The organism is Shewanella woodyi ATCC 51908 (assembly GCF_000019525.1).
Classification (GTDB): domain Bacteria; phylum Pseudomonadota; class Gammaproteobacteria; order Enterobacterales; family Shewanellaceae; genus Shewanella; species Shewanella woodyi.
On the sequence record NC_010506.1, the window covers coordinates 546,775 to 561,975 of the forward strand.

8 protein-coding genes are annotated in these 15,201 nt (G+C 46.0%); 4 read left to right on the top strand and 4 right to left on the bottom strand.

The features are described 5' to 3' along the window. The first annotated feature begins 171 nt into the window (after positions 1-171). From ilvD to SWOO_RS02305, 3 genes are all read left to right on the top strand, one after another. Positions 172-2,022: a dihydroxy-acid dehydratase gene (ilvD, locus tag SWOO_RS02295; protein WP_012323092.1), complete on the top strand. Its 1,851-nt coding sequence runs from the start codon at positions 172-174 to the stop codon at positions 2,020-2,022. 1 nt (position 2,023) lies between these two features. Further along, positions 2,024-3,574: a threonine ammonia-lyase, biosynthetic gene (ilvA, locus tag SWOO_RS02300; RefSeq protein ID WP_012323093.1), complete on the top strand. Its 1,551-nt coding sequence runs from the start codon at positions 2,024-2,026 to the stop codon at positions 3,572-3,574. Positions 3,575-3,857: 283 nt separating this feature from the next. Next, positions 3,858-5,000: a pyridoxal-phosphate-dependent aminotransferase family protein gene (locus tag SWOO_RS02305; RefSeq protein WP_012323094.1), complete on the top strand. Its 1,143-nt coding sequence runs from the start codon at positions 3,858-3,860 to the stop codon at positions 4,998-5,000. A 75-nt stretch (positions 5,001-5,075) separates the two neighbouring features. Here the strand turns inward: SWOO_RS02305 and SWOO_RS02310 are convergent, their stop codons facing one another. Together SWOO_RS02310 and SWOO_RS02315 are read right to left on the bottom strand one after the other, a co-directional pair. Further along, positions 5,076-7,010: a hypothetical protein gene (locus tag SWOO_RS02310; RefSeq protein WP_012323095.1), complete on the bottom strand. Its 1,935-nt coding sequence runs from the start codon at positions 7,008-7,010 to the stop codon at positions 5,076-5,078. A 149-nt stretch (positions 7,011-7,159) separates the two neighbouring features. Then, entirely contained in the window at positions 7,160-8,290 is a 1,131-nt protein-coding gene (locus SWOO_RS02315) for an MBL fold metallo-hydrolase (protein WP_012323096.1), read from the bottom strand. A 131-nt stretch (positions 8,291-8,421) separates the two neighbouring features. On the opposite strand from SWOO_RS02315, the gene SWOO_RS02320 reads away from it, so the two are divergent. Beyond that, a complete protein-coding gene (locus tag SWOO_RS02320) occupies positions 8,422-9,027 on the top strand; it encodes a TetR/AcrR family transcriptional regulator (RefSeq protein WP_012323097.1) in 606 nt (201 codons plus the stop codon). Between the two features lie 114 nt (positions 9,028-9,141). Here SWOO_RS02320 and SWOO_RS02325 read toward each other — a convergent pair whose 3' ends face one another. Both SWOO_RS02325 and SWOO_RS02330 read right to left on the bottom strand, forming a co-directional pair. Further along, entirely contained in the window at positions 9,142-12,600 is a 3,459-nt protein-coding gene (locus tag SWOO_RS02325) for an Lcl domain-containing protein (protein WP_012323098.1), read from the bottom strand. 517 nt (positions 12,601-13,117) lie between these two features. After that, positions 13,118-15,106, bottom strand: a complete 1,989-nt coding sequence (locus tag SWOO_RS02330) for a TonB-dependent copper receptor (RefSeq protein WP_012323099.1) — start codon at positions 15,104-15,106, stop codon at positions 13,118-13,120. Positions 15,107-15,201: the final 95 nt, after the last annotated feature.

Consider the following 15,201-nt stretch of genomic DNA (forward strand, 5'->3'; position numbering starts at 1 on the left):
AACCAACTAGTAACCTAGCCTAGAACCAGCTAGAACCTAGCCTAAACAAAGAATAAGCAAACCTGAGAGTCATGACTCTTGGGCTTAAAAATTAAATTGAAGGTTAAATCGTGTGCTCTTCCTAGGATCTAGGACCTAGCATCTCGAGCCTTATTAGAAAGGACAATCGCAATGCCAAAACTACGTTCAGCTACCAGTACCCAAGGTCGTAACATGGCTGGAGCCCGCGCTTTATGGCGTGCAACTGGAGTTAAAGACAGTGATTTCGGTAAGCCGATTATTGCGATTTCAAACTCTTTCACTCAATTTGTGCCGGGCCATGTTCACCTAAAAGATATGGGCTCATTGGTGGCTGGCGCCATCGAAGAAGCGGGCGGTATCGCAAAAGAGTTCAACACCATAGCTGTCGATGATGGTATCGCCATGGGCCACGGCGGCATGCTCTATAGCTTGCCCTCTCGTGAGCTGATTGCTGACAGTGTTGAGTATATGGTCAATGCCCACTGCGCCGATGCATTAGTTTGTATCTCTAACTGCGACAAGATAACCCCCGGCATGATGATGGCCGCGCTGCGCCTCAACATTCCAGTAATTTTTGTCTCTGGTGGTCCGATGGAAGCGGGTAAAACGAAGCTATCAGGGGATATCATCAAGCTAGATTTAGTTGATGCCATGGTGGCAGGGGCTGATGAACGCGTATCCGATGAGGATAGCGAGAAGATCGAGCGCAGTGCTTGTCCTACCTGTGGTTCATGTTCTGGCATGTTTACCGCTAACTCAATGAACTGTTTAACTGAAGCCTTAGGTCTGTCACTGCCGGGCAATGGCTCAATGCTTGCGACCCACGCCGATCGCCGTGAACTATTTTTAGAAGCGGGCCGCCGCATTATGGATCTGGCAACCCGTTACTATAAGCATGATGATGAGTCGGCACTGCCTCGCAATATCGCTAACTTTAATGCCTTTGAAAATGCCATGACCTTAGATATCGCCATGGGTGGATCGAGCAATACCGTATTGCACCTACTTGCTGGTGCTCAAGAAGCTAAAGTCGATTTCACCATGGATGATATAGACAGACTCTCTCGCAAGGTGCCTCACCTATGTAAAGTGGCTCCATCGACGCCTAAGTACCATATGGAAGACGTCCATCGCGCCGGAGGTGTGATGGGGATTTTAGGTGAGTTAGACAGAGCAGGGTTAATTCACAATGACGCGTACCACGTTGCAGGCAAGAACCTTAAAGAAGTGTTAGCTAAGTGGGATATCGCCCAGAGTCAAGATGAAGCCGTGCGTAAATTCTTCTCCGCAGGCCCTGCCGGTATTCCTACCACTAAAGCCTTTAGTCAAGATTGCCGCTGGGACAGTGTCGATGATGACCGTGAAGGCGGCTGTATTCGTAAGCGTGAGTTCGCCTTTAGCCAAGAGGGTGGCCTTGCGGTGCTTTCCGGTAATATCGCCCTCGATGGCTGTATCGTTAAGACCGCTGGTGTCGAGGAGGAGAACCACACCTTTATCGGTTCGGCGCGTGTGTATGAGAGTCAAGATGATGCGGTTGCTGGGATCCTCGGTGGTGAAGTTGTCGCTGGTGATGTAGTGGTTATCCGCTACGAAGGGCCAAAAGGCGGTCCAGGAATGCAGGAGATGTTATATCCCACCAGCTACCTTAAGTCTCGCGGTTTAGGTAAAGCTTGTGCCCTTATCACTGATGGTCGTTTCTCTGGTGGTACCTCAGGACTCTCTATCGGCCATGTGTCGCCAGAAGCGGCAGCGGGTGGCACCATAGGTCTTGTTGAGACAGGCGATAGAATTGAGATAGATATTCCAGCACGTTCAATCAAGTTAGCCATTAGTGATGTTGAGCTGGCTGCGCGCCGCAGTGCCATGGAGTCTCGTGGTAAGCAAGCGTGGAAGCCAGTTGATCGCATCAGAGAGGTCTCATTGGCCCTTAAAGCGTATGCGCTACTGGCAACCAGCGCCGACAAAGGCGCGGTTCGAGATGTCAGTAAGCTGGAGGATTGATATGTTGGCATTAGCCTCAAAATCTAAACTGGATTTAGCCCACTATTATCTGCAGAAGACCTTGCTCTCTTCAGTGTATGACGTTGCCAAAGTGACGCCGCTGTCGAGCCTGAATAAGCTCTCGGCGCGTCTAGGCTGTCAGGTATTTCTTAAGCGTGAAGATATGCAACCTGTGCACTCATTTAAGCTGCGCGGCGCTTATAACAAGATGTCAGAGCTGACAGCACAGGAGTGCGAGTGCGGTGTGGTCTGCGCCTCGGCAGGGAACCATGCTCAAGGGGTCGCCATGTCGGCGGCCGCTCGTGGCATTAGCGCTGTGATTGTGATGCCGGAAACGACTCCAGATATCAAGGTTGATGCGGTGCGCCGTCTTGGCGGTGAAGTGGTGCTGCATGGGCAAGCGTTTGATCAAGCTAATGCCTATGCACAGAACTTGGCTAAAACAGAGGGGCGCGTATATGTGGCGCCCTTTGATGATGAGGCGGTCATCGCAGGACAAGGCACGGTTGCGCAAGAGATGCTGCAACAGCAGCGCGACCTTGAAGTGGTGTTTGTACCTGTTGGTGGCGGTGGCTTGATTGCGGGTATTGCCGCTTATTATAAAGCGGTGATGCCTCAGGTGAAGATTATCGGTGTTGAGCCGGAAGATTCAGCCTGCTTAAAAGCCGCCCTTGAGGCTGATGAGCGAGTGGTACTGGCGCAAGTGGGTCTGTTTGCTGACGGTGTGGCAGTAAAGCAGATAGGTGCTGAGCCCTTTAGGTTAGCCCGTGAGTATGTCGACAGTGTCGTGACGGTCACCTCTGATGAGATCTGTGCATCGGTGAAAGATATTTTTGAGGATACTCGCGCTATTGCTGAACCTGCGGGTGCTCTTGCGTTAGCAGGTCTGAAAAAATATATGGGCAGTGAAGGTAGAGGTGAGAAGGTGGCGGCGATTTTAAGTGGCGCCAACGTTAACTTCCATAGCCTACGTTATGTGTCTGAGCGCTGCGAATTGGGCGAGAAGAAGGAGGCGATTCTAGCGGTTAAAGTTCCTGAGCGTCCTGGTATCTTTCTGCGTTTTTGCGAGTTACTCGAAAAGCGGGTTATGACAGAGTTTAACTACCGTTTTAGTAGCCGAGACAAAGCGGTGGTATTTGCTGGGATCCGCCTTTCTCAAGGCCAAGAGGAGCTCGATGAGATCGTCGCTCGACTTGAGAGTGATGGCTTTGAGGTACAAGACCTCTCCCATGATGAAACAGCCAAACTGCATGTGCGCTACATGGTGGGCGGACACCCACCAGAAGCGTTAGAGGAGCGTCTGTTTAGCTTCGAGTTTCCTGAGCACCCCGGCGCCCTGTTTAAGTTTTTGACTACCCTGCAAAGCAAGTGGAATATTAGTCTGTTCCACTATCGAAATCATGGCGCAGCCTATGGCCGAGTGCTCGCGGGCTTTGAAGTACCAGAGTCTGACAGTTTAGCGTTCCAACAGTTTCTAACTGAGCTCGGGTTTGTTTATCAGGAGGAGACCCAGAGTCCCGCCTATAAACTCTTCCTCGATAACAGGGATTAGAAAAGTTAGTAGTAAGGGACGCAATCGCGTCCTTTTTTATGTTATCTTAAATTTCAAACGCTAGTTTGAAAAATCGACCGTCGAAGGCTTAGTTAGTCTTAAGTCCAGTTGTGGTCAATATTGAGAATTAATAAGATGCCTAAAGGCACTGCGATAAAAACCATAATGAGTCGCTAGCAGTAGCAATTTAATACGTAGGGAATGGTATCGAGTCTTTAGTCTCGTTTACTTATCAGATAGTTAACCCTTTTTCTGTAAGAGAAGGCTTTATTGAGGAAGTAAGATGTTAGTAGCACCGAAAATCGACGCATTTAATCCCCCACGTAGAACCTTGATGGGCCCTGGTCCTTCAGATGTGTATCCAGAGGTGCTTGCTGCCCAAGCGCGGCCTACCATAGGTCATCTGGATCCACTGTTTGTTGCAATGATGGATGAGCTTAAATCCCTAATTCAATATGCCTTTCAGACTAAAAATGAGATGACCTTAGCCGTCTCTGCCCCAGGCTCTGCGGGCATGGAAACTTGCTTTGTTAACTTAGTTGAAGCGGGCGAAAAAGTGATTGTCTGCCGTAATGGTGTATTTGGCGAGCGTATGCGTCAGAACGTTGAGCGCGTCGGTGCGACAGCTGTGATGGTCGATAATGAGTGGGGCGAGCCTGTATCGGTAAGCGATGTTGAAGCTACACTCAAGGCTAATCCAGATGCCAAGTTCCTCGCCTTTGTCCATGCAGAGACCTCAACGGGAGCGCTTTCAGATGCAAAGAGTTTATGTGCACTTGCCAAACAACATGGTTGTTTGTCGATTGTTGATGCAGTGACATCAGTCGGCGGCGTCGAGTTGCGAGTCGATGAATGGGGAATTGATGCCATCTACGCGGGTAGTCAGAAATGTCTTTCCTGTGTACCTGGCTTATCGCCCGTATCGTTTTCACCTGCTGCGGTTGAGAAGATTAAAGCACGTAAAACTCCAGTTCAGAGTTGGTTTCTGGACCAAACCTTAGTGATGGGATATTGGAGCGGCAATGCGGCAGCTGGTGGTAAGCGTAGCTACCATCATACGGCTCCTGTAAACGCACTTTACGCACTCCATGAATCTCTGCGTCTACTGGCCAATGAAGGGTTAGAGTCGGCATGGCAGCGCCACGCCGATATGCATCAAGTACTGCGCCAAGGTCTAGAGGGGCTAGGGCTCAAGTTTGTGGTTGATGAGACTTCACGCCTGCCACAGCTTAATGCGGTATATATTCCTGAAGGCGTCGATGACGCCGCAGTACGTAATCAACTGCTGCAAAACTATAACCTTGAGATAGGCGCAGGCCTCGGTGCCCTTGCTGGCAAAGCTTGGCGTATCGGCCTGATGGGCTTCGGTGCCCGCCGCGAAAATGTCGCATTGTGCCTTAAAGCATTGGAAGATGTGTTGAAGTAACACTTATCTTGTCCAAGTAAGCGACACTTCAAATGCCAGTAAGTTAAACTTACTGGCATTTTTTATCTGTTTAGCTTACCTAGAGTTAAGGTTGTTACCATAACAGCTTGCCTGAGGTAAGGGAGTGTCCTCTGTTATCGTTAACTCTTCAAAGCGTGCTGAGATTTGTTGATAAAGCTCAGGATATTTAAGTCGTAGCAATGCTAATGCTCTTTTATGGTAGCTGTGTACTGGTGGCGATAGTTGCATCAATGACTCTAGGTAATCCAATACTGTATTGGGGTTGAAGTGATAGCTTGAATCAATTATTAGGTACAAAGGGTCTATGCCAATAGGGTTAAGGTGATAGTCAGCTCTTTGACTGACTAGATAGCTAAGTAGTTCTAGGTTTCGCTTTTCTACACTAAGATAAATAAGGCTTTTTCCTGTGTGATCCATTCCTGTTATGTCAATTCCATTGATGCGTAACTCTTCGAAGTATGCTGAATTGCTACGACCAAACATCATTAAGAGATTGAAATCTATCTGTTCCTGTTTAAGTTGACTGCTCTGAAGAGGCTGATAATACGCTGTATCCCATGGGATAATTTGGTAGAAAAACCATCGTAATTGCTCTTCTGTTAAGTTAGCCGATTCAATGGCTTTTATCGCCTCGAGAATATTATTCTTACGAAGGTGTAGAGCAAAGACCTCGGACTCTAGCTCTTTATTTTTTGGGCGGGAATATCGAAGATAAGATGTTTGAGTTGCCATAAAGCAATCTGCTAATACCGGATCGATACTGTTAAGATTAGCAGCATTAACTTCCCTATTCTCATTCTTGAGTTGAACTGTGTAGTGACTGAGGTTTTTTGGTTGCCATCTTTTATCAACTGCCGAGACTTTAGCCTTACAGGTATGTAATTGTTCTTGTGTAACCTCTTTCTCAAGTAATAGAGCTCGCTCCTGGCTGAGCTTAACAATCAGTTTTGCATCAGGATCGAAAGCTAGTTTTTCTCTAGTTTGTACTTGAGTGAGATCTAGCTGATAGTGAGCCGATAATGAAGCGAGTTGTTCCTCTGTAAACTTATAATAATTTCTTGGGTAGCCCCCTGATACTAGTTGATCTGTTTGGGTTTCGAAAAAGGCGGGTGCATTGAGGCTTTGTAGTTGTTCAATAATATTGACCTGACGAATAACAGCATCACTCTCAATGTTCTTTCCTAGTACGTAGGTTAGTTTGGCTAAAGCATGTTCCATAGTTGAACCAAGGTAAGGATCGTTAGATATATTACTGTGCCGTTGTAATAGCTGATTGACGATATTGTTGCGTCCTTCAAAAGCAGCTACATCAATCAATAGCAGTTGCTCATCACTAATTGTTTCATAGCCAAGTAGTTGGTTAATATCATCTAATCTATTTATGGCTTCAGTTAAGATGTGTTGAGATACCTCTTCTTGTTCGATTAACCAAGCGACATCATCAATGCTCAGTTCAGTGGTTTTTATAAGCTGTAATGCCGCTTTTTCGGTTAGATTGGTAATGTTTTCTAATGCGGGGTTGGGGACAGCAACTGTAAAGCTAAAATCTTCAGGTAAGTCAGGAATTTCAACTTTTAGCAATTCATTTATTTTTAAAATATTTAGGTTCAGAGTTGATTGTTTCTTTAACTGTTCTGCACGCCAACTTGCAGCGAAATTAGAGTTTGAGAAGTGGTCGATTGCCGATGTGATCTCATCAACCGAATATCCCTCATCTAAATATTTACTCCAATTTTGTTTGCGCCCAAAATCATTACTTTTAACATAGTTATTTTTGATGAGCTGTTTGCACTTCTGATAACTGAATACGGGTTTGTTGGAGTAATTTAGTATTACTGTCTCAGTTATATTAGCTGTGTTGAGGTTAGCTTCAGTATTAACATGCTCAATATGAGTTGGAGCTATCTGGGGGCTAGGCCATAAAAAATACGATGTTATTGCCACAACGAGTGTGATGATGAAGATGAGCTCAATATGTATTCGTTTCACTAAGGTTTGTCCCTAAAGCTGAGTGGCATTACTCCCTTATTTGTTATCAAAAGGAGCCATAGAGATATGTTCTATGGCTCTGAGTTTACTAGTTTTAATACTTCAGGGAAAACACTGTAATAGCATATAATTGTATCAATATTAATGTTTTACAACGCCAGTGCCATCTCTCTTTGGGTCTCTGTTCTCCACCAATACTCTGTAGTGCTTAGTTGGCTCGTGTTAAGCTGATTGTTTTTCAGCGTTAAGCCTTGCCCCATCATAGGTGTTGCCAGCTTTACATCCGTGTCATTAGCGAGCTTAACGATGCGCTCTAATGGTTCATACCAAGAGTGAAAGGCGAGGTCGAAGGTGCCATTATGGATAGGCATCATGGTCTCTCCCCTTAGATCGATATGGGCTTGAAGGCTCTGCTCCGGCGTCATATGTATCGTTGGCCAATCGGCATCGTAGGCGCCAGTTTCGACCATGGTCAAAGTGAAGGGGCCAAAACGATCGCCAATCTCCTTAAAGCCTGCAAAGTAGCCTGAGTCGCCACTAAAATAGATCTTGTTCTGCTGTGATTCAATCACGTATGAAGCCCACAGTGTCTCATTCTTATCGAATATGCCACGACCGGAAAAGTGTTGAGTTGGCATCGCTGTGATCTTAGTGCTGCCCAGATTAAAGGACTCCCACCAATCCAGAGACTGAACCTTGTTTGCCGCTACGCCCCATCTCAATAGGTGCTTATCGACTCCCAAAGGCACGATAAATTGAGTTGATGTAGAGGCTAAGTGCTTAATGGTCGCCTTATCTAAATGATCATAGTGATCGTGGCTGATCAGTACGCCATCTATCTCTGGCAGATCCTTAAGTGAGATAGGCGTTGGGTGAAAACGCTTAGGGCCAATAAAGCTAAAGGGAGAGGCGCGCTCACTAAATACTGGATCGATAAGCCACTTCTTGCCATCAAGTTGCATAAAAATACTCGAGTGGCCCAGACGGATCACCATATCTTGGTCGCTGGGTAGCTCCATTAACTGTTTACTGGTGAGCTCGATAATTGGCTGCATCTGCTCTGGTTCAGCATCGACTCGCTTCTCTGTGGCGTAACGCATTAACAGCGGCAAAATTGCCGTCTCTTCAGTGAAATCTGCTGCTGTGTTGATGTAACCCCCCTTGTCACTGTGGTGTGTACCTTTTGCGTTATTAATACTTGGCTCAATTGAAGATGTGGTCATGGTTAGCATGGCGCCTCCGAAAATTAACGTTAGGGTGATAGCAATGAGTGGTTTCATTATCTGTCCATCTATTTAGTTAAACAAAGTAAACTATACGGTGTAGTTTACTTAAAGTTGTGTAAAAGTAAACTGGTCAGTGTAAAATATTGATGTGCTATTGTTGTTTTGAAAAGTAAGAGACTGAAATAATGGATAAAAAAATATCACGTTCTGAGCTAAAACGTCGTGCCATCATAGGTGCTGCCATGTCTGAGTTTCAGACTAAAGGGTTTAAAGCGACCAGTATGGATGATGTGGCCAAACGTGCTGAAGTGTCTAAGCGTACGGTTTATAACCACTTTTCAAGTAAAGAAGCACTGTTTAGTGCAATCATTTTGGAGATGATGGCACTCTTGTGTGCATTTGAGTATTTTACTTTCTCAGATGATATTGCTCTTGAGGTTCAGCTAGAAAAACTAGTGGATATAGAGGTTGAGCAGTTAAAGTCTCAGGCATTTATGGATATGGCTAGGGTGATTATCGCTGAAGCTGTGCACTCTCCAGAGTTGATCCAAGGTGCAATGGATGAGTTTAATAAGCAGGAAACACCGCTAAACACATGGTTTCAAGCTGCTTTAGAAGCTGGAGCGCTTAAGGGTCAAAGCCATGAGATCATAGTGACGCAATTTGTTGGGGTGATTAAGGCCTTCTGTTTTTGGCCTCAGTTGCTGCAAGGGGCTGCATTTCCCTCTGATGAGGAGGTGGTAGCGATAAAGAAAACAGTGGTTGAGATGGTATTGAAGCAATACAGCTAGCTTCAATTCACTTTTAAAAAGTCTTTATTGAAAAGGTCTGATTAGCGTAAAAACGACTAATCAGACCTTTTTAGATATTAAACATTCACTTAGATTTTATAACGATTGGTATTACTACTGATCTCTAACCAAGCGAACCGATGCTGCAGTGTATGTTTTCGAAGTACTGTTGTAACTTTGCCCATTATAGAAAAACAGATGCTCTGCTTTATTTGAGTCATTAGGGTTGGTGGTACTTGACCAAAAAGCTGACTGTAGAGGGGTATTAGGGAAGTAAGCACCATTGATCATTGGCGTGGCGTAATTGGTGTCTACTAAGCCTTCTAACTCCTCAATTGTGGGGAGTCGCCAACCATCGGCCGAACCACAGAAATCAGCGTTATTGACACTATCCTCAAAGCGTTGCGAATTGCAGAATGTGCTACTGTCATTTGCATCAAAACCGAAGCAAAAATTGCCTGAAGTGTTTGCACCTGAGAAGCCACCATTGGTTGTCGGGTCAGGATCAAACCAAGCATAAACATCATCGGCGTCATGCAAGCTCTCTTTCTTTATACCGTTGCTGTTGCGTTTCACTTCCCAGATAAGGTTGGTGGCGACATCTTTAACACATGACCACTGGGTGCCCTCACTTTCACTACCTGTATCGCTCCATGGAAGTGTCTGCTCTGCAAGTGGGTTACCATTATCGTCTAGCTTGATAAAGGGCGCCGTTGTTTCTTGGATCACAGGGAGGTTTGACAGAAGCTCATGGGTTACTGCTATCGATCCAACATTAATAGCGGGTCCAACGCCGCCAACAGTGCCTGTTCCACCAGAGTTGTCGACCACATCCTGTGTCGTACAAGCACCTAAATGACCTATAAATTCAAGTCTCCCTTTAACCGCTCCACCACTTGGGCCTGAGACATTTTGAACGCCAAGTTCAAGATTAAAGTCAACGCCATTACCGGTACCTGAAAAAGTGTTACTGCCACTTTCACTTGGGCCCCAAGATGCCATTGTTGACTGGCTATACTGGGTACGAGAAACGATTCGGTTAGCTGTTTGATTGGTGAGGTTGTTTAAGTCGATGTAACCCATATTGTCTGACTTAAACTCATCGATAACGACCTTGCCGCCACCACATGAGCAAAAGTCTTGATTTAACTTGTGGGTGACGTTTGATGCGCTACCAAAATCAAACCATGACAAAGCACCATCCCAGACAATGCCTTGGTACTGAGTACCATCAAACACATTATTCACAACAGGAGGGTTCCCCGCACTGTTTGCCCAAGAGTTCGCAAGGCTGAGATCTACCGTCACATACTCACTGCAGCTCTCTGGTAATACGTCAGTGTAAATGACTTCATTACACTGGTCAGTTACCGTGGGGTCGTTTGGATCACAATCATCATCATTGAGAGCGCCGTCACCATCTAAATCGATAGGAGTCGAGTCTGGATTGGTAGGATCGCTACCAGCATCTTTCTCCTCTTCGTCACAATAGCCATCACCATCGGTATCTACACAAGGTTGATCCCCTGTATTGATACATAGCTGAAGTAACGTGGTATCGACCTCTGTATTTTCAGAGACCAAAATATCAAGTCCTGATCCACTTGCGTTGGCAGAGTTTAGAATGGTAAGTAGGTTAGGTGTTGTCGGTAGGCTGGGAATATTAAATAGACCATCAATAATATACGCCGCGCCGCCGTTTAGCGTGCCATTAGGCCATTGAGTCACTAATGCTCCCGGTGCGGTTGTTGTAAACCCTGTGACCATATTATTTAGCGGTGTATTGGCCAAAAACACTTTATCGTTGGCGGCACTTGGGCTGGTTGCTCGTGCATTGATCATAAACTGGGCTTTAGTGATACTGCTGCCACTAGGTAAAGCTAACGTGTCAATAAAAGTGCTGTCTTTTGCCTCAATTTGATCGTAGGTAACAAGCGTGCCAGTGAGTGATGACAAAGCGGTACTTGGGGTATTTTGATCAGAACCTGGTGTGAAATCATCAGGCTCACCGCCTACTATTTCGTAGTAAGTCTCGCCTTGTTCTGCATTACAAGTAAACTTCTCTGTTAGAACAGAGATCACCTCTTTGACTGGTGTTTCTATCGGTTTTTGTGGCGCTTTTACACGGCAGGCAGCGACGGCAACAAAATCAACATTGGTGGTTGGCATCATCACCAGATCCAGATCGGTTTGCCCTGCGTGTAGTTTATCGAGAAGCGACTGGGTCCCCGCTTGGTTCTGTATGTTTTGTAAGTTTTCAAAATATACATTGGGTGAGACAGACTGCCAACTGCTTCTGATATCACTCACTGTCCCGCTGACATTGGCGTTTGAGCTTATGTTTGTTGCATCACCAATGGCGAAAATATCGAAGTAATTAGGGGTATCTGAAAGCGTAAAACCACGCTCTTTTAGCCCCATAACCAACAGACCATTGGTGAGGTCACTGGGTAAATTACTTAAGGTGTCTGCAAATATATTGGGGTTCGCAGGGGATATGCTGGCATCAAAATCATAGGGATGAACTAGGTTATTGGGTACAGTTCCTAACCAAGCGGTCAATGCAGCAGATGGGGATGTATTTTCTATGTTCGTTGTAGCGAAATTATCCCCTACACCATACATAAAGACCTGTTTTTCTTCGTCATCTTTACATGTTAATTGCTCAAACGCTTTTTCAAAGGGAAGCGGTTCTTTTTCACGGCTCCTGATGTTGTAAGCGATGTTACCGGCTTCTTTTTGGGTCAAGCGAAACATCTCATCGGTTACTGTTGATTCAACTTGGAGTTTAGGTATTTGTGCAACACAAGAGCCACCATCATAGGCGGTAATACAGGGCACTATGTTTGATAAATCGATTGGCGGATATGGGTCATCTGGGTTGCCTTCGCAATACTCAGGTACTCGGTCACAGATACTTTGAGAATGAAGGGTGAGATCCACTAATGACTCGGCCATCGCTTTAATGTCAGCATCATAGGCTTGTTTTAACGATAAGCCGTTGCCACCTAACTGCTCAAGGTTTGAGTTGAATGCTTGCAATATGGCTTCATTTTGCTGACCACTGCCATCAAGCTTAAAGTTTTGCGCTAAATAACTTTTAGCTTCCTTTAGGTTTAATGGGATTGCGTGACCACAGCACCAATCCTCTCCTAGCTCTTGTGCATATTGCACGACACCAAGAGCCAGTAGGTTGAATGGTGATGCTTCCTCTTCTCCTACTGGGAACGACATAAACCGTTTACCCTCGAAAGCGATAAAACTCCCTATGCCTGTTGCTTCAGGTGGCGCTAGCTCAATTAATACTCGTGCGTCTGGCGCGAGCTTATCAATGTCGATCCCTTTGTAAACTTCGGTGATCGCCACTGGGGTTGCATCGCAGGTAAAATCTGCATCTTCATCTATACAGGCTTTTACCTGAAATGAATCGGGGATCCCTTTTAATTCTGTTTTGGGTTCAATGACTGGATTGGGCTTCTCTGGTTCTGGCGTGGTGCTTTTATCGCTGCCTCCACACGCCCCCAGTCCCGTTATCATGATAAGTAAAATACTTAATCTTGTTAAAACATTCATCTTCAACTCCTCATTGAGCGTAAATTTATTCTTGTTAAGCCGTCCATTGGTTCGCCTTTTTTGACGCTTTTCCTAGGATTTGTTGGCATATTTGACGATATCAGTGCTGAGGAATTTCTCTTTAAAATACAAGGGAAAAAAGAGGGGGAGTTTGAAATTTACCCAATTTTACCTATGGGGAAATCTTTATAAAACAATATGTTGGTGGTTTCTTTAGAGAAGGGATGATGAAAGTGGTAAAAAGAGATTGTGCTCTATCCAAGCAGGTTTTCTTTAGAGTTTAGACTCGCTGCCATGTTAAGCAGCGAGTTGATTTAAGTAGGCGTTAAAAAGTGTAATCAAGTTTTACCCAAGCGGTACGGCCTGGCTCATGTGGCTTTGATTACATAGATTCGCTGCCTGTATCTGGCAGTATGTTAGCTTAAAAAGTGTAATCTAACTTTACCCAAGCGGTACGGCCTGGTTCATGTGGCTTTGATTACATAGATTCGCTGCCCGTATCCTGCAGTATGTTAGCTTAAAAAGTGTAATCAAGTTTTACCCAAGCGGTACGGCCTGGTTCATGAACCTGAAACATAGGCTCGCTGCCCGGTACATCATTACCTGCACCAGAGCGGCTGATATGCTCTGCGTAGGTGATATCGAAAAGGTTCTCAATACCTAGGCTAACCAAGATGGCATCGCCATGTTTCCAAGTGCCGTTAACCGCCAAGGTGCCAAAACCACTGCTCTCCCCTAAGTCTTGCCCTGAGATATTGCCCTGTCCGATACTCACTCTGTCTTGAGCGGCGACCACACGCCACAGCAGTCCCGCGGTCCAGTTACCATCTTGGTAATCCAGTGAGAGCCGCCCCTCTAATGGTGGGATCTGCCCCAGTGGAACATCTTGGCTATCATTCTGTCCTCGGCTATAGCTCAGAGTCGTTTGCGCCGATAAGTTATCGCTAAAGGGGTAACTGATACCGAACTCACCACCCCAAACCGTGGCGTCGATATTGTATGCTGATGCGCTCTTAGTATTGGCATCGATAAGAATGTAGTCATCTATTTGGCCGTAAAAAAGCGAGCTTGAAAGCTCTACATCTGCTTGGTATATCCAGCCGATATCCATCTGAGTCGTTTTCTCTGGCTCTAGATCAAAGGCTTTTTCGGCACTGTTTGCTGAGCTGGATTTCATTATCTCCCAATAGTCTGGGATCCTCTGTGCGTGGCCTGCACCAAGGTAATACTGGCTATTGCCGCTTAGGAGTTCGTAACGTAAAAATCCGCTGTAGAGTTCGTCGGTGCGCTTGCCTTGCTGGGCAACAAAAAGCTTGGTTTGCCAATGGTCGAATCTAAGGCCCGATAACAAGGTCCCTTTACCCATATCAACACTTGCTTCGATAAACAGGCCGCTATTTTCATAGCGCATATTATCGTTAAAAGGTTTTGAGAGTAGGTCATCGAGCCCAAAGTCAACATTGGCAGTGATGGCGCGACCCTCGTGAGCGCTAGACATATAGTCAACTCCCACGGTAGCTTGCCAGTTGTCACCTAGGGTGAGATCCAGCCACAGATGGCCACCATAAGTGCTTCGGCGAACATTGCTGCCAGAGTTCACCCCTTGGTCGAACTGATCCATAATATGGTTGTTCTCATTGGTGTATGCCTGAAATTCGAGGCCGTTAATCAACTCACTGTCAAATTCGAATTGGGCCAGAAGGGTGAGGTTTTCATTGCTGATCTCACGGGCTTTATTGGCTCTGTCGGCATATTCGGCTTCACCGCTGGACTGGCCGTAAGCCAGTTCGATAACGCTGCTATCTGTCGGGGTCCATCCCAGTGCTAGGTTGTAGTTATTTCTGTCATAGCTGGATTGAACGCTGTTGCCGCTACCATCTTGATAATGGTCGCTGCTCGACTGATTAATATCGAGATCTAAGTAGTGCTTCTCATCACCAGCTTTTAACTCAACTAGATAGTCTCTTCTATCGGCGCTTCCCCCTGTGATACTGGCGCGCCCCTCCATATCTTGTTCGCTAAAACTGTGACGATCTTTCTCAAATAGCACGGTTCCTGCCGAGCCAACTGGGCCATATTTCACCGTCTGCGGTCCTTTGATCACGGTAATATTGTCATAGGCTTCTGGATAGATGTATGCAGTAGGGGGATCCATACGTCCGCCGCAGGTACCGTAAACATGTTGACCATCATCGACGATACTTAGGCGCGAGCCGCCCAATCCCCTCAGAGAAGGGTCGCCACCCGCGCCGCCTTTGCGACCAATGCTAAAACCGGGAATGGTTTTAAGAAAGCCTGCGCCATCATAGGCGGGCAGAGGCAATCTAGGTTTCTTAGGGTCGGTAAACACCTTAGCGGGCTCACGCATCAGCTCTCCAGTCACGACAATATGCTCATCGCAACTATCTTGCTCACAGCCTTGAGTGTCAGCAAAGGTGCTAAAGGGGGATAAGATGCAGCTACTTGCGGTGAAAAGCGAAGTTAATATCTGTTTGTGCCGGTTCATTGCCAGACTCGGTTCTTAAAATGTGCGCTCTTTTTCGCAGATTTATAGCTTATTAACAAAGGGTAAGCGCGTGAGTGCGACAATGTGTCACAGCC

Coding starts and splice junctions, on each gene's coding strand:
- ilvD (WP_012323092.1), top strand. CDS start 172: ATGCCAAAACTACGTTCAGCTACCAGTACCCAAGGTCGTAACATGGCT.
- SWOO_RS02315 (WP_012323096.1), bottom strand. CDS start 8,290: ATGAAACCACTCATTGCTATCACCCTAACGTTAATTTTCGGAGGCGCC.
- SWOO_RS02320 (WP_012323097.1), top strand. CDS start 8,422: ATGGATAAAAAAATATCACGTTCTGAGCTAAAACGTCGTGCCATCATA.
- ilvA (WP_012323093.1), top strand. CDS start 2,024: ATGTTGGCATTAGCCTCAAAATCTAAACTGGATTTAGCCCACTATTAT.
- SWOO_RS02330 (WP_012323099.1), bottom strand. CDS start 15,106: ATGAACCGGCACAAACAGATATTAACTTCGCTTTTCACCGCAAGTAGC.
- SWOO_RS02305 (WP_012323094.1), top strand. CDS start 3,858: ATGTTAGTAGCACCGAAAATCGACGCATTTAATCCCCCACGTAGAACC.
- SWOO_RS02325 (WP_012323098.1), bottom strand. CDS start 12,600: ATGAATGTTTTAACAAGATTAAGTATTTTACTTATCATGATAACGGGA.